An 18449-nucleotide genomic window follows, 5' to 3' on the forward strand; every position below is an offset into this window, starting at 1 on the left:
TTGATTGACTGACCGACCGGAGACACCCTCATGCCGAAATTCGCCGCGAACCTGACGATGCTGTTCAACGAGCTGCCGTTCCTCGACCGCTTCCAGGCGGCCGCGCAAGCGGGCTTCGACGCCGTCGAGTTCCTGTTCCCCTACCCGTACGACAAGCAGGAACTGGCGGAACGGCTCGACACGCACGGCCTGAAGCTGGTGCTGCACAACCTGCCGGCCGGCAACTGGGAACAGGGCGAGCGCGGCATCGCCTGCCTGCCCGACCGCACCGCCGAATTCCAGGACGGCGTGGGCCGCGCGATCGACTACGCGAAGGCGCTCAAGGTGCCGCAACTGAACTGCCTGGTGGGCATCGCATCGGCCAGCGCGGCGCGCGACACCACGCTGGTGACGATCGTCGAGAACCTGCGCTTCGCGGCGAAGGCGCTCGAGCAGGAAGGCATCCGCCTGCTGGTCGAGCCGTGCAACGCCTACGACATCCCGGGCTTCGCGCTGAACCGTTCGGCCGAGGCGCTCGACGTGATCCGCGCGGTCGGTTCGGACAACCTGTTCCTGCAGTACGACATCTATCACATGCAGCGCATGGAAGGCGAACTCGCGGCGACGCTGCGCGCGAAGCTGCCGTCGATCGCGCACATCCAGCTTGCCGACAACCCGGGCCGCCACGAGCCGGGCACCGGCGAGATCCATTACCCGTACCTGTTCGCACTGCTCGACGAACTCGGCTACGACGGCTACGTCGGCTGCGAGTACAAGCCGCGCGGCACCACGCGCGACGGCCTCGGCTGGCTGCGCGAGGCGAAGCAACGCAGCGCCGAATACGCCTGAGCCACCGCGCCCCCCGCCCGCCCCCACTCATTCAGGAGACTTGAACATATGGCAACGATCGGATTCATCGGACTCGGCATCATGGGCTCGCACATGGCCCGCAACCTGCTCAAGGCCGGCCACACGCTGGTGGTGAACGGCGCCTACCCGGTGCCCGACGACCTGCGCGAGCGCACCCGCGTGGTCGGCAACTCGACGGCGGTGGCCGACAGCGCCGAGATCATCATCGCGATGGTTCCCGACACGCCCGACGTGCGCAACGTGCTGTTCGCCGACGACGGCGTGGCCCGCGGCCTGACGGCCGGCAAGCTGGTGATCGACATGAGCTCGATCTCGCCGCTCGACACGCAGGAATTCGCAAGGCAGATCAACGCGCTTGGCTGCGATTACCTCGATGCGCCCGTCTCGGGCGGCGAGGTCGGCGCGCGCGACGCCACGCTGACGATCATGGTGGGCGGCCCGGAGAAAGCGTTCGAGCGCGCGAAACCGCTGTTCGAGGCGATGGGCAAGAACATCTCGCTGGTCGGCGACAACGGTGCCGGCCAGACCACCAAGGTCGCGAACCAGATCATCGTCGCGCTGAACCTGGAGGCCGTGGCCGAGGCGCTGTTGTTCGCGGCGCGCTCGGGCGCCGACCCGGAACGCGTGCGCCGCGCGCTGATGGGCGGCTTCGCGGCATCGCGAATCCTCGAACTGCACGGCGAGCGGATGACCAAGCGCACCTTCGATCCGGGCTTCCGCATCGAGCTGCACCAGAAGGACCTGAACCTGGCGCTCGACGGCGCACGCCGGCTCGGCCTCGCGCTGCCGCACACGTCGAGCGCGCAGCAACTGTTCAGCGTCTGCGCGGCGCACGGCGGCAAGGCCTGGGATCACTCGGCCATCGTGCGCGCGCTGGAAATCATGTCGAACCTCGAAATCGCCGAAGCCAAATAACGCGGGTGCACGACAGGCAGGACACACGGGCGGCATCGCCGCCCACCCGTGGGGCGCCCGATGGATCGCGAGATCCGGCGGGCGGTTTGAAGGCCGCTCTGGGCTGAGAGCGGTGTTGGGGTCCGCAGCGGCGCCCGGCGATGCCGGGGAAGCCTTGGTCGGTCAGACGTCGTCACCGGGCGTCCGCTCGTCGGATCGATTCGCGGCACCGTATCGTTCGCTTGCGCGCACGGTGCAACAACGAAAAAGCGGACTCGCGAGTCCGCTTTTTTCATGGCGACGCATCGGTTGTGTCGCTTAGCTCGTCAGGCCCGGCGCTCCGTATTCAATACGTATCGAACGCCGCCTGCAAGGCCTGCGCACCGCTCACGCCGGATGCGAGCGCCAGCATCAGCAGCACGCGCGCCTTGAACGGATTCAACGAGCCGGCGCTGACAAAGCCCAGCGCATCGTCGCTGGCCGCGCCGTTGCGCATCACGTGGCCCGAGCCGACGCGCGAGGCGCGCACCACGGCCACGCCCTTCGCCACCGCATCGACCAGCGCGGCCTGCAACGTGGCGTGGATCGAGCCGTTGCCGGTGCCCGCCACGACGATGCCCTTCACCCCGGCCGCCACCAGCGCATCGACGGCCGTGCGCGACACGCCCGCATAGCTCGTCACGATCTCGACGGCCGGCCACTCGGCGCCCACCGCGAACGGCGTCGCGGCGGTATGCGCACGCACCACGCCGCGCGCGAATTCGACACGGCCGTCCTGCACCCAGCCGAGCACGCCCAGCTCCGGCGACTGGAACGCATCGACAGCGTAGGTGCTGGTCTTCACCACGTCGCGCGCGCTGTGGATCTTGTTGTTGAACGCAACCAGCACGCCCTGGCCGTGCGCGGCCGGGCTGGCCGCGACGGTCACGGCATTGAGCAGGTTCAGCGGGCCGTCGGACGACAGCGAGGTGGCCGGGCGCATCGCCGCGGTCAGCACCACCGGCTTGGCGGTCTTGACGGCCAGATGCAGCAGCGTGGCGGTTTCCTCCAGCGTGTCGGTGCCGTGGGTGATCACGATGCCGTCGATGCGCGGATCGGCAGCCAGCGCGTCGACACGCTGCGCCAGCACGATCCACAGCGCCGGATCGAGATCCTTGCTGTCGATGCTGGCGATCTGCTCGCCCTCGATCTGCGCGACGCGCGCCAGCGCCGGCACGGCGTCGAGCAGCGAGGCGATGCCGAGCGCGCCGGCCTGGTAGCCGGCCGTGTTGGTGGCGTCGGGCGCGGCGCCCGCGATCGTGCCGCCGGTGGCGAGAACCGCGATGCGCGGCAGCGAGGCCGGCGCGGCGGAGGAAGTCGGTTGGGAGGTCGGAAGTGTCATGGCCGGGATTGTAATCGCTGCGATTGCCGACGTGCGAGGTGGCCTGCCGGTTCGGGAGGCCTGGCCGCGAAACGCCCGCCCCGTTGGTGGAAACACCGTCAACGCGGCGGCCCCGCCACGCGTTAGTCCCTTTGTTGTTCCCGAAATGGTTTGCCATAATGGCCCGGCGATTCGCGCCACGCGCATCGTCCCAGGTGTCACGACTACGCCAATTATTGAACCGGAGTGTCCAATGAAAATCCGATCGCTCATGGCCGCGCTGCTCGTCGGCGGCATGCTGGCTTCCCCCGCGTTCGCCGCGAACAGCCAGCAAGACAAGATGAAGGCCTGCAACACGCAAGCCGCCGGCAAGAAGGGCGACGACCGCAAGGCGTTCATGAAGGATTGCCTGTCGGCCACCCCGCCGAAGATGTCGCAACAGGACAAGATGAAGGCCTGCAATACGCAAGCCACCGGCAAGAAGGGTGACGACCGCAAGGCATTCATGAAGAGCTGCCTGTCGAACCAGCCGCCGGCCTGACGCGCGCGGTTCCCGCTGCGTCACGCTCCGATGCCGCGCCCTGCTCACGCGGGCGCGGCATTTTTCATGGTGCGTGGCGTCCGCCTTCCGATTGGCTTTCAACTATTGAGAAATTCAAAATTTCACCAGCCGAATCAATACGTTAACGATCTGAAACGATTTGACACTGTTTTTACCGAGATGCGGCGATAAGCCGCGGATGGCTGTGATATAAACGTGGCGCTTGACCCCGTTTCGGCGGGACGACCCGCGAAACCACACCTGATGGAGAAAACAACATGCAAAAACGCAATCTCGTGTTGAAAGCCGCCGCCGCGCTCATCGTCGGAAGTCTCGCACTGACCGGCTGCACCACCACCCCGGACAAGCCCGATAACGCCTCGACCAGCGCCTCGAAGCGCAACGCGATCGACGCCAGCGTGAACGCGACGCTGTCGCGCCTCTACACCACCGTGCCCGGCTCGCGCGAACTGGCCGCCAAGTCGCGCGGCATCCTGGTGTTCCCGAGCGTGTTGCAGGCGGGCTTCATCGTCGGCGCGCAAACCGGCAACGGCGCGCTGCGCGTCGGCGGCAGCACGGCCGGCTACTACAACACGTCTTCGCTGTCGGTCGGCCTGCAGGCCGGTGCGCAATCGAAGGCCGTGGTGTTCCTGTTCATGACGCAGGATGCGCTCGACAAATTCCGCGGCACCGACGGCTGGTCGGCCGGCGCCGACGCCTCGGTCGCGCTTGTCAAGATGGGCGCGAACGGCGCGGTCGACACCAACACGGCCACCGCGCCGGTGGAAGTGATCGTGCTGACCAACGCGGGCCTGATGGGCGACGTGTCGATCAACGGCACCAAGGTATCGCGCATCAACCCGTAAGCCGGTGAGCATAACGCGCTCGTGCGGCCGGCAAGGGCCGCGCGGGTGCCGATACGCAATCCAGCGAGCATGAAAAAACGCCCCGAGAAACTCGGGGCGTTCTTGTTTGCGGGTGCCAGTGCCTTCGGCCAGCCGCATCGTCACGATGCCGAATCGATCACCTTGAAGCGCGAGCGCTTCTGCGCGCGGATCAGCGCCTGATAGACATCCACGTACTGCTGCGCCATCCGGCGCGACGTGAAACGCTCCTCGAAGCGCTGCCGCACACGCGTGCGCGACAGCCGCGACAGCCGGTTCACGGCCGCCACCGCACCGATTTCGTCCTCGACGATATAGCCGGTCAACCCTTCGTCGATCACCTCCGGCACCGCGCCGCGATTGAACGCGATGACCGGCGTGCCGCACGCCATCGCCTCGATCATCACCAGGCCGAATGGCTCCGGCCAGTCGATCGGGAACAGCAGCGCATGCGCGCCGGACAGGAATTCGGCCTTCTGGTTGTCGGCGATCTCGCCGATGTATTCGACGTGCGGCAGCGCGAACAGCGGCTTGATCTTGCGTTCGAAATATTCTTCGTCAGCTGCGTCCACCTTGGCCGCGATGCGGATCGGCAGGCCGCAGCGCTCGGCGATGCGAATCGCGCGATCGACGCGCTTCTCGGGCGAAATGCGGCCGAGGAACGCCAGATAGCGCGGCTCGACCGGCTGCGGCGTGTAGAGCGTGTCGGGCAGCCCGTGCAGCACCGTGCCGAGCCAGTTCGCGCGCGGCAGCGGCTGGCGCTGCGAGTTCGAGATCGATACCACCGGCGCGGTATCGAACAGGTCGAAGATCGGCTGCTGTTCGAGCAGGTCGAGACGGCCGTGCAAGGTGGTCAGGAACGGCGTGGGCTGCCGCTTGAACACCGAGAACGAGTAGTAATCCATATGGAAATGCAGCACGTCGAACTCGGCGGCGCGGCGCGCCACGCGCTCCATCAGCAGCATGTGCGGGGCGACGCGGTCGCGGATCGACACGTCGAGCCGCATGGCGCGCGGCCACACGGCATCGAGCTTCGCGCTGGTTTGCGAATCCCCGCTCGCGAACAGCGTGACGTCGTGTCCGAGTTCAACCAGCGCCTCGGTGATGTAGGACACGACGCGTTCCGTGCCGCCGTAGAGCTTCGGCGGCACCGATTCGGTCAAAGGCGCGATCTGAGCAATCTTCATCGTTATGTTCTCCAGGAACGCCCGCCGGCTGCGGCGCGACAAAGCCACCGCCTGCCGCGCGCCGGTACTGCGCCATTATTGGCCGATCGGCGGCCGCCTGGGCACCCGGATTGCATTTTCTGGACGTTGTTACAGCACGGATACATTCGATGGCGGTCTGATTTACCGCATCGCGGCAGCCGGTGTTCGACCCGATTTCAAGCCGCCCGGCAAGCCGACGCCGCACTCAGCGCGACGGCCATTTCCAGGCCGGGCGCTCTGGGCCGTCTTCATCGAGACGGGTTTCGCCGAGCCGCTTGTCGAGCACCAGCGACAGGCTGCCGGCCTCGCGCTCCAGCGTCGCGATCAGCCGCGACGCATGCGACACGACGATCACCTGCGAGCGCGCGGAGGCCAGCGCGATCAACCGGCCGAGCGCCGGCAGCAGGTCCGGATGCAGGCTGGTTTCCGGTTCGTTCAGCACCAGGAGCGCCGGCGGGCGCGGCGTCAGCAGCGCGGCCGCGAGCAGCAGGTAGCGCAGCGTGCCGTCCGACAGCTCGGCCGCGCCGAGCGGGCGCAGCAGGCCGGGCTGGCGCATCGTCACCTCGAAGCGCCCGCGCCCGCCGACGTTGTCGACGGCCACCCGTGCACCGGGGAACGCATCGTCGATGCTGGCCGCCAACGCCTCGTGGTCGCCGATCTCGATGATCGTCTGCAGGGCCGCGGCCAGATCGGCGCCGTCGTCGGCCAGCACCGGCGTGTGCGTGCCGATCTGGGTCTGGCGGGCCGGCGCGCCGGCATCGGTGCGGAAATGGTCGTAGAAGCGCCACGAGCGGATCCGCTCGCGCACCGCGATCATCTCGGGTGCGCCGGCCGGATCGACGAACTCGGTCAGCATGCTGTCGAACGACGCGACCGGCTGCGGCACGCTGCGCCATTCGCCGCCGGCCGTGCGGGTGCGCAGGTGCGCACCCTGCCGATCGACCAGCAGTGTCGACGGCCGCAGCAGCGCGCCGGCCCAGACGCATTCGCGCTTGATCACCGGATCGAGGCCGAACTGGGTCTCGGAGACGATCGGCAGGCCGACGTCGATCGCGTAACCGAAATCCTCGCAGGTGAAGCCGAGCTTCAGCGACACCGGGCCGGAGCGGGTCACGCCCTGCACCGGCGCCTCGCCCGCCTGCATCGCGCGCGAGAAGCGCTCGGGGCCGGCCCACAACGTGGAGGCCAGCCCGCCCTCGCGCGCCAGCGACGGAATCGCGCGGCCCTGCGCCGTATCGGCCAGCAGCCGCAGCGCGCGGTAGACGCTCGATTTGCCGCTGCCGTTCGGCCCCGTCACCACGTTGAGCCCGGCCAGCGGCACGATGAAATCGCGCAGCGAGCGGTAGTTCTCGACGGCCAGGGCGGTCAGCGGCGGCAGCGATGGGCGGGAGGCAGCATGGCTCATGACGGATCGGCCCGGTTCAGCGCAGCGGCGCTTCGGCCGCGGCCGGATCGGCCGGCGTATTGGCCGAGGTGCTGGAGGCCGGTTCGTGCGACAGCCACGACGGCAGGTCCGGCGTGCTCGCCTCGCCCGGCGTGGCCAGCTCCATGCGCCCGCGCGGCAGACTGTCCGGGTAATGCGTCTGCAGGAACGCGATCAAGCCTTCGCGCACGCGGCAGCGCAAGTCCCACGACAGCGACGAATCGACCGAGCTGACCAGCGCGCGCAACTGGATCGAGCGCTCGGTCGCGTCGGTCACCTGCAACACCTGCACGCGGCCATCCCACTCGGGCGCCGAGGTCACGATCCGCGACAGCTCCGCACGCAGCGGTTCGAGCGGCGTGCGGTAATCGACGAACAGGAACACCGTGCCGATGATCTCGGCGCTGTTGCGGGTCCAGTTCTGGAACGGATTCTCGATGAACCATTGCAGCGGCACCACCAGCCGGCGCTGATCCCAGAGCCGCACCGAGACATAGGTGCCGGTGATTTCCTCGATCCGGCCCCATTCGCCCTGGATCACCACCACGTCGTCGAGCCGGATCGGTTGCGAGAGGCCGATCTGCAAGCCCGCGATCAGGTTGCCGAGCACCGGCCGCGCGGCGATACCGGCCACCAGCCCGGCCACGCCGGCCGACGCCAGCAGGCTGGCGCCGATCTGCCGCACGTTCGGAAACGTCATCAGCGCGGCGCCCGCACCGACGATCACCACCACCACCATCGCCGAGCGCGCCAGCACCCGCGCCTGGGTGTGGATACGGCGCGCGGCAAGATTGTCGGCCCGGTCGACCGGATTGGCCTGCACGATCGCCTCGCCCACCGCCGCCGCGAGCCGCATCAGCAGCCAGGTCAGCGCGATGATCAGCCCGACGGCCGACAGCGTGCGCAGGCCGCCCGCATGCGACAGCTCGTCGGCGACTTGCAGGGACAGGAATTCGAGCACGAGGAACGACAGCACGGCGAGCGCGGGCCGGTCGATATAGCGCACGATGACGTTCATGAACGGATACGGGCGCGCGAGCGGAATCAGGATTCGCGCGCCGAGCCGGTGGACACCGGCCGCGAGGGCCAGCAGGAGCACGGCAACGAACAGCGTGCCAAGCCAGGTGTGGAGCGGCGCATCGGCGATGGCCGCGAGTTGATCGATAGGGATCGTCATCGCGCGGGGTGTCGTCGTTGGGGCGGGCGGGGTGCCCGCTACAGGTGGTTCGGGGCGCGGCCGCGCGAAAATCGCCACGGTGCGCCAGGAAGGCCGGCCGAAGCCGGCAACGCTGTGTCAGGCGCGGGCGGCCCGCTGCGCCGGCGCAAACCGGCCGCCGATGCGGGTGCGCCCGTGATTCAGATCAGTTGCCGTTGCGGCACGGAAACGCCTTGCCGAGGCCGAGCGACACGGCCGTGCTCGCGTTGTAGTCGACGATCTTGGGATTCTCGGCGACGTACTTGCGGATCGCGTCGGTCATCTGCTGCGCCTTGATGTCGGGCGGAAGGCAGAAATACTGGCCGACGCGTGGCCCGGTGGTGCCGCCGATGGCGTCGATCGTGTTGTAGACGCCATCCGCGGCGCCCTCGATATACGCACCGCACGATGCGCGCGACTTCACGTCGGTCTTCGCACAGAGCTTGTCGAGATCACCAGCCGTGAAGGCGTGCGCGGAAAGCGGCGCGACGAACACGGCGGCAAAAAACAGCGCCCGCAACATTGGATATTCCTTATGTCAGGTCGGCGGCGTCAGGCCGGTACGACGAAAGCGGCGCGGCAAGCGCCGCGCCCAAAACCGCTATTTTGCACTGTTTTGGCCACCAGCCCCATTCCCGTTCGCGGGCTGGGCGTCGCCGAGGCGCGTGGTGCGCTTCGAGAGGATCTGGACCGCGTCGGGCGCCTTGTAGTGCTGGGCGAATTCCAGCGCGGTGACGCCGAGCTGGTTCTTGATGGCCGGATCGGCGCCCTGGTCGAGCAGCAGCGTGACGGTCGTGTCGTGGTTGCCGCGCGCGGCCATCATCAGCGGCGTCGTGCCGTTCGGCGAGCCGGCGTCGATATAGGCCGACTTGTCGATCAGGTAGCGCACCACCTCGTCCTGGCCGTTGGTAGCCGCGTAATGCAGCGGCGACCAGCCCTTCTTGCTGACTTCGGCGCCCTTGTCGATCAGCAGCTTGACGAGCGGCAAATCGCCGTTGAGCGACGCCATCATCAGCGCGTTCTCGCCGGCCGGATCGGTTTTCTCGAGATCGACGTTCGGCGCGGACGCCAGCGCGTCGGCCACCTTGTCGGACTTTTCGCGCGCGGCGATCACCAGCAGCGGATTGCCCTTGTCGTCGGTCAGGTTCGGGTCGAGGCCCTGCTTCAGTTGCTTGGCGATGTCGCTGATATCGTCGAACTTGACGGCCTTGACGATCGCATCGCGCGATTCGGCGTGCGCGAGCGGCGCGGCGAAGCCGGCTGCCAGGCCGGCGGACAGGACGAGCGCGCGCAGCGCGACGCCCGGGCGAGACATGGACGGACCGTTCATCGGTTTCATATTGTTGGCTCCTACCCTGGGTTGATCCGGTGCGGCAGCGCCTCAGGCGGCGATGCCGAACAGCCGGAAAAAGTTCTGCGAGGTCGCGGCGGCGAGCGCGTCGTCGGACATGCCACGTTGCGCCGCGATAAAGCGTCCGACATAACTGACGTACGCAGGTTCATTCGGCTTGCCGCGATACGGCACCGGCGCGAGGTACGGCGAGTCGGTTTCGATCAGCAGGCGCTCGATCGGCACGCGCCGCGCCACGTCCTGCACGTCCTCGGCCTTCTTGAACGTGACGATGCCCGACAGCGAGATATGGAAGTTCTGCGCGAGCGCCGCCTCGGCCACCGGCCACGGCTCGGTGAAGCAGTGCATCACGCCGCCCGGCACCGAGGCGTTTTCCTCGGCCATGATCCGCAGCGTGTCTTCCGACGAGGCCCGCGTGTGGATGATCAGCGGCTTGCGCGTGGCGTGCGCGGCGCGAATGTGAGTGCGAAAGCGCTCGCGCTGCCATTCCATGTCGGCGATGCTGCGCTCGCCGAGCCGGTAGTAGTCGAGGCCGGTTTCACCGATCGCCACCACCTTCGGGTGCGCGGCCAGCTCGATCAGTTCGGCCAGCGACGGCTCGCGCACGTCCTCGTGATCGGGATGCACGCCGACCGACGCGTAGATGTGCGCGTGCTGCTCGGCGATCGCGAGCACCTGCGGCAGCGTTTCCAGATCGACCGACACGCACAGCGCATGCGTGACCTGCTGCTCGCGCATGTTGGCGAGCACCTCGGGCAGCCGGTCGGCGAGGCCTTCGAAATTGATGTGGCAATGGGAATCGACGAACATCCTGCGCTTCCTGTCAGACGGTGAAAAAAGCCGGCGCGGCGTGGCCCGGGCTGGGCGGCCTGGGGCTCACGCGAACATCTCGCGATAGCCGAGGAACAGCTCCTCGAACACGAGCCGCGCATTGAGCGGGTGATTCTCGACCGCGCGCTGCCGCGTGACGGTCTTGGTGAAACGCGCGAACGCGTTCGCGTCGACGGCCGCCGCGCAGCGTTCGAGCGCGGCGCGCTGGGCCGGGAAATAACGCGGCTGACCGGCCGCGCGCTGGGCCAGCAGATCGTAGTTCCAGCGCTGCAGCCAGCCGAGCACGACCGGCACCGGCAGCTTCTGGAGCGATTCGCCGCAGGCGAACGCGTCGCACTTCGGGCCGGCGGCCAATTGTGCCAGCGTCCAGTCGCGCAGCGGCCGGTGCTCGTCGCTGGCCAGCGCGAGCGCGGTCAGCGGCGCGCCGCCGGCCTCGGCCAGCAACGCGGCCGCATCGGGCACGCGCTGTGCGTCGAGCCAGGCCACGGCGGCCTCGTGCGACGGCAAGGTCATCGGCCATTGGCGGCAGCGGCTGATGATGGTCGGCAGCAGCCGGTCGAGCCGCGCCGACACCAGCAGGAACACCATGCCCGCCGGCGGCTCCTCGAGCGTCTTGAGCAATGCGTTGGCAGCGGCCACGTTGAGCGCCTCGGCGGGATACAGCACCACCACGCGCGCGCCGCCGCGGTGCGAACCCACGCCGGCGAAATCGAGCAGCCCGCGCACCTGCTCGATCTTGATTTCCTTGCTCGGCGTGCGGGTTTTCTTGCCGCCTTCATCGTCGGCCTTCGGCTCCTCGGCCACCGCGCCCGGCGCCTCTCCGGCCAGCGCCTCGGGCAGCACCACCCGGTAGTCGGGATGGTTGCCCTGCGCGAACCAGTTGCAGGCCACGCACTGGCCGCACGGCTCGCCGTCGGCCTGCGGCGCCTCGCACAGGAAGCCCTGCGCCAGATGCTGCGCGAAGCGCAGCTTGCCGATGCCGGCCTGGCCGTGCAGCAGCAGCGCATGCGGCCAGGCCGTGCGCAGCGCCTGGAGGCGGTTCCAGTCGTCGGTTTGCCACGGATAGATCATCGGATCGGCCCCCTGCTCAAAGCGCGGCCAGCACGGCGTCGAGCTGCCGCTGGATCTGCGCGATCGACTGCGTGGCGTCGACGATCACGAAACGGTAAGGCGCTTCCTCGGCACGGCGCAGATATTCGGCGCGCGTGCGCAGGAAAAACGCGTCGCTTTCCGCCTCGAACTTGTCGGGCGCGCGCGCCGCGCCGCGCCGTTCGCTGGCGATATCGGGCGGCACGTCGAACAGCAGCGTCAGATCGGGCTGGAAACCGCCCTGCACCCAGCGTTCGAGCGCTTCCAGCTTGTCGCGCGGCAGGCCGCGCCCGCCGCCCTGGTAGGCGAACGTGGCGTCGGAGAAGCGATCGGACACCACCCAGTCGCCGCGCCCGAGCGCCGGCTCGATCACGCGCGCCAGATGCTCGCGACGGCTCGCGAACATCAGCAGCGCCTCGGTTTCCAGGTCCATCGGTTGCTCCAGCAACACCGTGCGCAGCGCCTCGCCGAGCGTGGTGCCGCCCGGCTCGCGCGTTTGCACGACCTGCCGGCCGGCGCTCGCGCCCCGCGCGCGCAATTGCTCGCAGAACCAGGCGAGGTGCGTGGTCTTGCCCGCGCCGTCGATCCCCTCGAACGTGATGAATTTTCCACGCGCCATCTCATTGACCTCGAATGTATTTGTCCACGGCCTTGTTGTGATCGCCGAGCGTATCCGAGAAGACGCTCGTGCCGTCGCCCTTCGCGACGAAATAGAGCGCCGCGGTGGCGGCCGGGTTCACGGCGGCCTGCAGCGCCGCCACGCCCGGAAGCGCGATCGGCGTCGGCGGCAGGCCGCGGCGCGTGTAAGTATTGTAAGGAGTGTCCATTTGCAGATCCCGTCGGCGCAGGTGGCCGTCGTAAGCGTCGCCCAGGCCGTAGATCACGCTCGGGTCGGTCTGCAGCGGCATGCCGATCTTCAGCCGGTTCGCGAACACCGCCGCCACCAGCGAGCGGTCGGCCGCGTGGCCGGTTTCCTTTTCGACGATCGACGCCACCGTCAGCATTTCATAGGGCGAGCGATACGGCAGGCCCGGTGCCCGCATGCGCCACGCCTCGTCGATGCGCGTCTGCATCAGGTGGTAGGCGCGCCGGTAGACGTTGATATCACTGGTGCCCTTGTCGAACAGGTAGGTATCGGGAAAGAACAGGCCCTCGCCGCTGCCGCGGTTGATCTCGGCCGGCGTCGCGCCGATCGTGCGCAGCACTTCCGTGTCGCTCAGGCCGAGCGTGGTGTGCACGAGGGCCGGATTGGTGTCGAGTTCGGCACGCATGCGCTTGAAGGTCCAGCCCTCGATCACGGTCGCCACGTATTCGTTGACGTCGCCGCGCGCGAGCTTCTGCAGGACGTCGTACGACGTCAAGCCGGTATTGAATTCGTAATTGCCCGATTTGAGGCGGCTCGACAGGCCGAGCACGCGCGTCATCAGCGTGAACAACTGCGGCTGCAGCGGCACGCCGCCATGCACGAGCTGCTGTGCGACGCTCTTGACGCTGCTGCGGGGCTTGATCGTGACATCGATGGTCGGTGCCGGCAAAACGAGGGGCTGGATCGCCAGATAATAACCGCCGCCCGCCAGTGCAGCGGCCGCGACGACGGCCGCCGCCGCGAGCGCGGCGCATTTTGAGAGTAAGGACATCGGCAACGGGGTTCGGTGAAGGTCAATATAATACTTGCTTGTCTCCGCCAAAGTCAGGATTGACTGCTCCCCAGTTCCATGAACCTACCGATCACGAACGGGGCGCCCGCCGCGGCTGCCCCCAGCCTCCCCGACCTGCCCCGTCCCGCCGCCGCCGAATTCGAGGCGGTGCGCACGGGCGGCGCCTACGCGGCGCTGCCGCAGTTCGGCATCATCGATGTCGCCGGCGACGATGCCGCGACGTTCCTGCACAGCCAACTCACCAACGATGTCGAACACCTCGATGCGGCCAGCGTGCGGCTGGCCGGCTACTGCTCGCCGAAGGGCCGGCTGCTGGCGTCGTTCACCACCTGGCGCAGCGCCAATGGCGTGCGCCTGCTCGTTTCGAAAGACATCCAGCCCGCCGTGCAGAAGCGGCTCTCGATGTTCGTGCTGCGCGCCAAGGCCAAGCTCGGCGACGCGGCCGAACTGGTCGCCACCGGCTTTGCCGGCGACGTGCGCGAGGCGCTGTCGGGGCTGTTCGAGGCGCTGCCCGACGGCGTTCACACCAAGCTCGACGGCCCGGCCGGCACGCTGATGCGCCTGCCCGACGCGGCCGATCGCCCGCGCTACCTGTGGATCGCCACCCGTGAGCAGTTCGACGCGGCGGCGCCCGCGCTCGACGGCAAGCTCGCGCGCGTCTCGCCGGCCGTGTGGGATTGGCTCGAGATTCGCGCGGCCGAGCCCCGCATCACGCAGCCGGTGGTCGAGCAGTTCGTGCCGCAGATGGTCAATTACGACGTGATCGGCGCCGTCAATTTCCGCAAGGGCTGCTATCCGGGCCAGGAAATCGTCGCGCGCAGCCAGTATCGCGGCACGATCAAGCGCCGCACGGCGCTGGTGCACGCCGAGGTGGAACCCGGCACGGCCCGCCCCGGCACCGAACTGTTCCACAGCGAGGATCCGGGCCAGCCGTGCGGGATGATCGTCAACGCGGCCGCGTCGCCCGAGGGCGGCATCGATGCCCTGGTCGAGATCAAGCTGGCCGCGCAGGAAGGCGGCTCGGTCCATCTCGGCGCGGCCGACGGCCCGGCGCTGCGCTTCCTGCCGCTGCCCTACGCATTGCCCACCGAAGTCTGAGCGCGCGTGCTATCGTGGCGCGCGGCTTGGCGCGCCCCGTCGCGCCTGCCCGGGCCGCGCACCCCGATCCCAGCGAGGGACTCACCCGATGTGCCTGATCGTATTCGACTGGCAGCCCGAGGCCGACGATGGCCCGGTGCTGACGCTCACCGCCAACCGTGACGAATTTTTCCGGCGCACGAGCGCGCCGATCGCCTGGTGGGAGGATGTGCCGGGCGTGCTGGCCGGCCGCGACCTCGAAGGTGGCGGCACCTGGCTCGGCGTGTCGCGCGATGGCCGCTTCGCCGCGCTGACCAACTATCGCGCCCCGTTCGACATCCGCGCCGGCGCGCCCACGCGCGGCAAGCTGGTGTCCGATTTCCTCGGCGGCCGCAACGTCGCGCCGCTCGACTACCTCGCCCATCTTGCCGGCACCGCCGCGCTCTACAACGGCTTCAACCTGCTGGTGGGCGACTGCCGCCGCCGCGAACTGGCCTGGTACTGCAACCGGCCGGCCGAACCCGATACGCCGCTCGACCCGCCGCTGCTGCTCGGCCCGGGCGTGCACGGCCTGTCGAACGCGCGGCTCGATACGCCGTGGCCGAAGCTGGTCCGCAAGCGCAGCGAACTGGGCACGCTGCTGACCGACGACGCCATGCCGTCGCTCGACACGCTGATCGACATCATGCGCGACACGCGCACCGCCGACGACGACGCGCTGCCGCACACCGGCATTCCGCTCGCCCGCGAGCGCGCGCTGTCGGCCGCCTTCATCGAAACGCCCGAATACGGCACACGCGGCACCACCGCGCTGCGCGTGACGATGAAGGAACGTTCGCGGCTCACGGTCGAGATCAAGGAACGCAACGACGACGACGGCTCGCACCGCATCGTGCGCCCCGGTGCGTTCGAGCGCGCGGCGAGCTTCGACGTCGATCTGGGCGGCGCACCACGCTGACCCGCCCGGCTGGCGCGCGGTTCGCGTTCGAGGCCTCCTAATCGGCCTCGAACGCCGCGCGCAACGCCTGCGCCGCATCGGCATGCGCCTGCCGCACCGCCGGCACGAAGCCGCCCATCTTGAAGAACTCGTGGATCATGCCGTCGTAGCGCACCAGCGCGACGGCGTTGCCGGCCGCGCGCAGCTTGTCCGCATAGGCCTCGCCCTCGTCGCAGAGCGGATCGTATTCGGCCACCGCGATCCAGGCCGGCGCCAGGCCCGCGAACGACGGCGCGCCGCGCGTGCCGTCGAGCGGCGCGAAGCGCCAATCCTCGCGATCGGTGCGGTTCGGCACGTACTGCGAGAAAAACCATTGAATCGTTTCGGCCGTCAGCAGATAGCCGTGCGCGAGCCGCGCATGCGAGGCCGTCTGCTGGAAGGCGGTCAGCCCCGGATAGATCAGCAATTGCAGCCGTGGCTGCAGGCCGCGATCGCGCGCCAGCACCGCGACCGCCGCGGCCAGCGTGCCGCCCGCGCTGTCGCCGCCCACCGCGAGCCGCGCCGCGTCGATGCCGAATTCGCCGGCGTGCCGGTGCAGCCACGCGAACGCGTCGTCGGCATCGTCATGGGCGGTCGGGAACGTCGCCTCGGGCGCGAGCCGGTAATCGACCGACAGCACCGCGCACTGCGCGTCGCGCGCGAACATCCGGCATAGCGCGTCGTGCGTGTCGACGCTGCCGATCGTGAAACCGCCACCGTGGAAATACACGAGCGCCGGCAGCGGTTCGGCCAGGCTCGGTTCGATCGGCAGATAGAGCCGCGCGCGGATCGTTGCGCCGTCGCGCGTCGGCACGCTCAGGTCTTCCACCGAGGCCATCGGCGCGGGCGCGAGATCGAGGATCGGCGCGCTGCGCGCATAGGCGGCGCGCACGGCTTGCGGCGTCTGCGATGCGTAGGACGGTTGCCGGGTGCGCTCGATCATGTCGAGCACGCGGGCGATGTCAGGATTCAACGGCATGGGCGGGAAAGGTCGGGAACGCGGCGGTGTGCGCTGCGAACCGGGTCAACCCGATTCACGGCAGGCGCACACCGCCCGGGTCAGGTCAGCGCGACCAGTTGCTTGCCGAAGTTGTGGCCCTTCAGCATGCCGAGAAACGCCTCGGGCGCGCGCTCGATGCCCTGCGCGATCGTCTCGCGGTAATGCAGCTCGCCGTTCGCCACCAGCGCCTCGAGTTCGCCCAGCGCCTGCGGCCACGAATCGAGCTGCTCGGTGACGATGAAGCCCTGCACGCGCAGCCGTGCGCGCAGGATCGCGGTGGCCTGCGTGATCGGCGCGGGCTGGCCGTCGTAGCCCGCGATCATGCCGCATACGGCGATCCGGCCGAACGCGTTCATCAACGCGAGCGTCGCGTCGAGCCCCGGGCCGCCGACGTTCTCGAAGCAGCCATCGATGCCGTCCGGCGCGGCCGCTGCCAGATCCTCGGCGATGCGCCCGGCCTTGTAGTCGACGCAGGCGTCGAAGCCGAGCGTCTCCACCACGAAGCGGCACTTGGTTTCGCCGCCGGCAATGCCGATCACGCGGCAGCCGGCGCGCTTGGCCAGTTGCCCGACCACGCTGCCCACCGCCCCGCTCGCCGCGCTGACCACCACCGTCTCGCCGCGCTTCGGCTCGATGATGCGGTTCAATCCGTACCAGGCCGTCACGCCCGGCATGCCGATCACGCCGAGATAGGCCGACAGCGGCACGCCGCTCGCGCCGATCTTGCGCAGCCCGGCGCCGTTCGAGGTGCCGTGCGTCTGCCAGCCGAACATGCCGGTCACGCGATCGCCGACGGCAAAGCCCGCATGACGCGATTCGATCACCTCGCCGGCCGTCTCGCCGATCATCACGGTATCGAGTGCCTGCGGCGCCGCATACGATTTCGCCGTGCTCATCCGGCCGCGCATGTACGGATCGAGCGACAGGAAGTGATTGCGCACGCGCAGCTCGCCGTCGTCAAGCGGCGCGAGCGGCGTTTCCACCAGCTTGAAATTGTCGAGGCGGGCTGCGCCGTCGGGACGGGATACGAGCCATACCTGCCGATTGATGTCTGTCATCGCTGTCTCCTGATCGTCGATCGTGATGCGTAGATGCGTAGATGCGTAGATGCGTCTTGAAGCATGTCTGACGCGCCGGGCGTCGCGCCAAACGAAGCGGCCCCGCCGTTGCGGGCGGGGCCGTGGGAATGCGGGAGCGCTCAGGCGTCGCTCGGCCCCGGTTTCGCGCCCGGATCGGTGCGCGAGCGCTGCCGGGCGATGTCGCGGCCCACCGCGAGCCGTTTCATGTACTTGAACGTGCCCACCGCCTTGGCGACGAAGTTGCCTTCGCTGTCGCGCACCTCGCCCTCGCAATAGGCCATGGTGGTCGAGCGGTGCATCACCCGGCCGTAAGCGCGCAACTCGCCGCGCCCCGGCTGCATGAAGTTGACCTTCATTTCCACCGTGACCACGCCCACGCCGTCGTCGGTCAGGCTGCGCGCGGCCATCGCCAGCGCTACGTCGGCCAGCGTCATGGTCACGCCGCCGTGCGCGATGCTCCAGGTGTTCATGTGCTGCTCGGCCAGCGGCAGCATGATCTCGCTCGCGCCGTCCTTGGCCGTGACGAGCTTCACGCCGAGCGCGTCGACGAACGGGCTTTCGATCGAGAGCGGCGTTTGCCGTGGAGTGCCGGTGGTGCTCATGCCGCTCACCGCGCCGCGTGGTCGACGAGGTAATCCATGCACTCGCGCGATTCGCGCACCAGGCCGACGAACTTCTTCACTTCCTCGTGAACCGGGTGAACGGCATAGGCGTCGAGCGACGCCTTGTCGGTGAATTCGGACACCAGCACCACGTCGTAGGTGGCTTCGAGGCCATCGGTGGCGAGGCCGACATCCAGGTAGAGCAGGCCCGGCACGATGCCACGGCAGGCTTCGAGCTTCTGCTTGAGCGTGACGCTGTTCTCGGCGCGCGTGGCGCCGTTTGCCGATTCCTTCAGTTTCCACATCACGATGTGACGAATCATGGTGCCTTCCTGCTTGACGAGTCGAGGGGTTGCCGAAGCCGGCATGCGCCGGCCGTCCAGACCCGAAGCCTACCAAACTTGCGCGCGGCGCGAACGGCCGGCATGCGAC

The 18449-nt window shown here is 68.5% G+C and carries 20 protein-coding genes; 6 read left to right on the forward strand and 14 right to left on the reverse strand.

Going from position 1 to position 18449, the window contains the following annotated elements; translation table 11 throughout:
* Positions 1-30: 30 nt before the first annotated feature.
* Together hyi and AB4850_RS24085 are read left to right on the forward strand one after the other, a co-directional pair.
* On the forward strand, positions 31-828 hold the full coding sequence (gene hyi / locus AB4850_RS24080; protein ID WP_414445481.1) for a hydroxypyruvate isomerase: 798 nt from the start codon (positions 31-33) through the stop codon (positions 826-828).
* 48 nt (positions 829-876) lie between these two features.
* Positions 877-1764, forward strand: coding sequence for a 2-hydroxy-3-oxopropionate reductase (locus AB4850_RS24085; RefSeq protein ID WP_414445482.1), 888 nt, complete (start codon positions 877-879; stop codon positions 1762-1764).
* Positions 1765-2089: 325 nt separating this feature from the next.
* On the opposite strand, the gene AB4850_RS24090 is transcribed toward AB4850_RS24085, so the two are convergent.
* Positions 2090-3124: an asparaginase gene (locus tag AB4850_RS24090; RefSeq protein ID WP_414445483.1), complete on the reverse strand. Its 1035-nt coding sequence runs from the start codon at positions 3122-3124 to the stop codon at positions 2090-2092.
* A 232-nt stretch (positions 3125-3356) separates the two neighbouring features.
* Between AB4850_RS24090 and AB4850_RS24095 the strand changes: the two genes are divergently transcribed.
* Together AB4850_RS24095 and AB4850_RS24100 are read left to right on the forward strand one after the other, a co-directional pair.
* Complete coding sequence (locus tag AB4850_RS24095) at positions 3357-3644, forward strand: PsiF family protein (RefSeq protein WP_414445484.1); 288 nt, start codon at positions 3357-3359, stop codon at positions 3642-3644.
* A 278-nt stretch (positions 3645-3922) separates the two neighbouring features.
* Entirely contained in the window at positions 3923-4510 is a 588-nt protein-coding gene (locus AB4850_RS24100; RefSeq protein ID WP_414445485.1) for a YSC84-related protein, read from the forward strand.
* A 140-nt stretch (positions 4511-4650) separates the two neighbouring features.
* On the opposite strand, the gene AB4850_RS24105 is transcribed toward AB4850_RS24100, so the two are convergent.
* From AB4850_RS24105 to mltG, 9 genes are all read right to left on the reverse strand, one after another.
* Positions 4651-5715, reverse strand: a complete 1065-nt coding sequence (locus tag AB4850_RS24105; protein ID WP_414445486.1) for a glycosyltransferase family 4 protein — start codon at positions 5713-5715, stop codon at positions 4651-4653.
* Between the two features lie 226 nt (positions 5716-5941).
* Entirely contained in the window at positions 5942-7141 is a 1200-nt protein-coding gene (locus tag AB4850_RS24110) for an AAA family ATPase (protein WP_414445487.1), read from the reverse strand.
* A gap of 16 nt (positions 7142-7157) precedes the next feature.
* Entirely contained in the window at positions 7158-8336 is a 1179-nt protein-coding gene (locus tag AB4850_RS24115) for a mechanosensitive ion channel family protein (RefSeq protein ID WP_414445488.1), read from the reverse strand.
* Between the two features lie 184 nt (positions 8337-8520).
* Positions 8521-8877 (reverse strand): Rap1a/Tai family immunity protein, encoded by a 357-nt coding sequence (locus AB4850_RS24120; RefSeq protein ID WP_414445489.1) that lies wholly within the window; start codon positions 8875-8877, stop codon positions 8521-8523.
* Positions 8878-8955: 78 nt separating this feature from the next.
* Positions 8956-9693 (reverse strand): ankyrin repeat domain-containing protein, encoded by a 738-nt coding sequence (locus tag AB4850_RS24125; protein WP_414445490.1) that lies wholly within the window; start codon positions 9691-9693, stop codon positions 8956-8958.
* A 42-nt stretch (positions 9694-9735) separates the two neighbouring features.
* Positions 9736-10515 (reverse strand): TatD family hydrolase, encoded by a 780-nt coding sequence (locus tag AB4850_RS24130; protein ID WP_414445491.1) that lies wholly within the window; start codon positions 10513-10515, stop codon positions 9736-9738.
* A 66-nt stretch (positions 10516-10581) separates the two neighbouring features.
* Complete coding sequence (locus AB4850_RS24135) at positions 10582-11607, reverse strand: DNA polymerase III subunit delta' (RefSeq protein WP_414445492.1); 1026 nt, start codon at positions 11605-11607, stop codon at positions 10582-10584.
* Between the two features lie 16 nt (positions 11608-11623).
* Entirely contained in the window at positions 11624-12244 is a 621-nt protein-coding gene (tmk, locus tag AB4850_RS24140) for a dTMP kinase (RefSeq protein WP_414445493.1), read from the reverse strand.
* Between the two features lies 1 nt (position 12245).
* On the reverse strand, positions 12246-13262 hold the full coding sequence (mltG, locus tag AB4850_RS24145) for an endolytic transglycosylase MltG (protein WP_414445494.1): 1017 nt from the start codon (positions 13260-13262) through the stop codon (positions 12246-12248).
* Between the two features lie 78 nt (positions 13263-13340).
* On the opposite strand from mltG, the gene AB4850_RS24150 reads away from it, so the two are divergent.
* Together AB4850_RS24150 and AB4850_RS24155 are read left to right on the forward strand one after the other, a co-directional pair.
* Positions 13341-14381 (forward strand): YgfZ/GcvT domain-containing protein, encoded by a 1041-nt coding sequence (locus AB4850_RS24150; protein ID WP_414445495.1) that lies wholly within the window; start codon positions 13341-13343, stop codon positions 14379-14381.
* Between the two features lie 88 nt (positions 14382-14469).
* Positions 14470-15318, forward strand: coding sequence for an NRDE family protein (locus AB4850_RS24155; protein ID WP_414445496.1), 849 nt, complete (start codon positions 14470-14472; stop codon positions 15316-15318).
* A gap of 37 nt (positions 15319-15355) precedes the next feature.
* Here the strand turns inward: AB4850_RS24155 and AB4850_RS24160 are convergent, their stop codons facing one another.
* From AB4850_RS24160 to AB4850_RS24175, 4 genes are all read right to left on the reverse strand, one after another.
* A complete protein-coding gene (locus tag AB4850_RS24160; RefSeq protein WP_414445497.1) occupies positions 15356-16315 on the reverse strand; it encodes an alpha/beta hydrolase in 960 nt (319 codons plus the stop codon).
* An 80-nt stretch (positions 16316-16395) separates the two neighbouring features.
* Positions 16396-17394: an NADP-dependent oxidoreductase gene (locus AB4850_RS24165; RefSeq protein ID WP_414445498.1), complete on the reverse strand. Its 999-nt coding sequence runs from the start codon at positions 17392-17394 to the stop codon at positions 16396-16398.
* A 140-nt stretch (positions 17395-17534) separates the two neighbouring features.
* A complete protein-coding gene (locus AB4850_RS24170; protein ID WP_414445499.1) occupies positions 17535-18017 on the reverse strand; it encodes a PaaI family thioesterase in 483 nt (160 codons plus the stop codon).
* A 5-nt stretch (positions 18018-18022) separates the two neighbouring features.
* A complete protein-coding gene (locus tag AB4850_RS24175) occupies positions 18023-18340 on the reverse strand; it encodes a Dabb family protein (protein WP_414445500.1) in 318 nt (105 codons plus the stop codon).
* Positions 18341-18449 lie beyond the last annotated feature (109 nt).

Source organism: Burkholderia sp. 22PA0106, from assembly GCF_047497155.1.
In the GTDB taxonomy this organism is placed as follows: Bacteria; Pseudomonadota; Gammaproteobacteria; order Burkholderiales; family Burkholderiaceae; genus Burkholderia.

Bases quoted from the DNA above. Each gene is read 5' to 3' on its own strand.
- AB4850_RS24120 (WP_414445489.1), bottom strand. From the start codon at position 8,877: ATGTTGCGGGCGCTGTTTTTTGCCGCCGTGTTCGTCGCGCCGCTTTCC.
- hyi (WP_414445481.1), top strand. From the start codon at position 31: ATGCCGAAATTCGCCGCGAACCTGACGATGCTGTTCAACGAGCTGCCG.
- AB4850_RS24115 (WP_414445488.1), bottom strand. From the start codon at position 8,336: ATGACGATCCCTATCGATCAACTCGCGGCCATCGCCGATGCGCCGCTC.
- AB4850_RS24135 (WP_414445492.1), bottom strand. From the start codon at position 11,607: ATGATCTATCCGTGGCAAACCGACGACTGGAACCGCCTCCAGGCGCTG.
- AB4850_RS24110 (WP_414445487.1), bottom strand. From the start codon at position 7,141: ATGAGCCATGCTGCCTCCCGCCCATCGCTGCCGCCGCTGACCGCCCTG.
- AB4850_RS24125 (WP_414445490.1), bottom strand. From the start codon at position 9,693: ATGAAACCGATGAACGGTCCGTCCATGTCTCGCCCGGGCGTCGCGCTG.
- AB4850_RS24165 (WP_414445498.1), bottom strand. From the start codon at position 17,394: ATGACAGACATCAATCGGCAGGTATGGCTCGTATCCCGTCCCGACGGC.
- mltG (WP_414445494.1), bottom strand. From the start codon at position 13,262: ATGTCCTTACTCTCAAAATGCGCCGCGCTCGCGGCGGCGGCCGTCGTC.
- tmk (WP_414445493.1), bottom strand. From the start codon at position 12,244: ATGGCGCGTGGAAAATTCATCACGTTCGAGGGGATCGACGGCGCGGGC.
- AB4850_RS24160 (WP_414445497.1), bottom strand. From the start codon at position 16,315: ATGCCGTTGAATCCTGACATCGCCCGCGTGCTCGACATGATCGAGCGC.
- AB4850_RS24150 (WP_414445495.1), top strand. From the start codon at position 13,341: ATGAACCTACCGATCACGAACGGGGCGCCCGCCGCGGCTGCCCCCAGC.
- AB4850_RS24175 (WP_414445500.1), bottom strand. From the start codon at position 18,340: ATGATTCGTCACATCGTGATGTGGAAACTGAAGGAATCGGCAAACGGC.
- AB4850_RS24130 (WP_414445491.1), bottom strand. From the start codon at position 10,515: ATGTTCGTCGATTCCCATTGCCACATCAATTTCGAAGGCCTCGCCGAC.
- AB4850_RS24085 (WP_414445482.1), top strand. From the start codon at position 877: ATGGCAACGATCGGATTCATCGGACTCGGCATCATGGGCTCGCACATG.
- AB4850_RS24090 (WP_414445483.1), bottom strand. From the start codon at position 3,124: ATGACACTTCCGACCTCCCAACCGACTTCCTCCGCCGCGCCGGCCTCG.
- AB4850_RS24100 (WP_414445485.1), top strand. From the start codon at position 3,923: ATGCAAAAACGCAATCTCGTGTTGAAAGCCGCCGCCGCGCTCATCGTC.
- AB4850_RS24105 (WP_414445486.1), bottom strand. From the start codon at position 5,715: ATGAAGATTGCTCAGATCGCGCCTTTGACCGAATCGGTGCCGCCGAAG.
- AB4850_RS24095 (WP_414445484.1), top strand. From the start codon at position 3,357: ATGAAAATCCGATCGCTCATGGCCGCGCTGCTCGTCGGCGGCATGCTG.
- AB4850_RS24170 (WP_414445499.1), bottom strand. From the start codon at position 18,017: ATGAGCACCACCGGCACTCCACGGCAAACGCCGCTCTCGATCGAAAGC.
- AB4850_RS24155 (WP_414445496.1), top strand. From the start codon at position 14,470: ATGTGCCTGATCGTATTCGACTGGCAGCCCGAGGCCGACGATGGCCCG.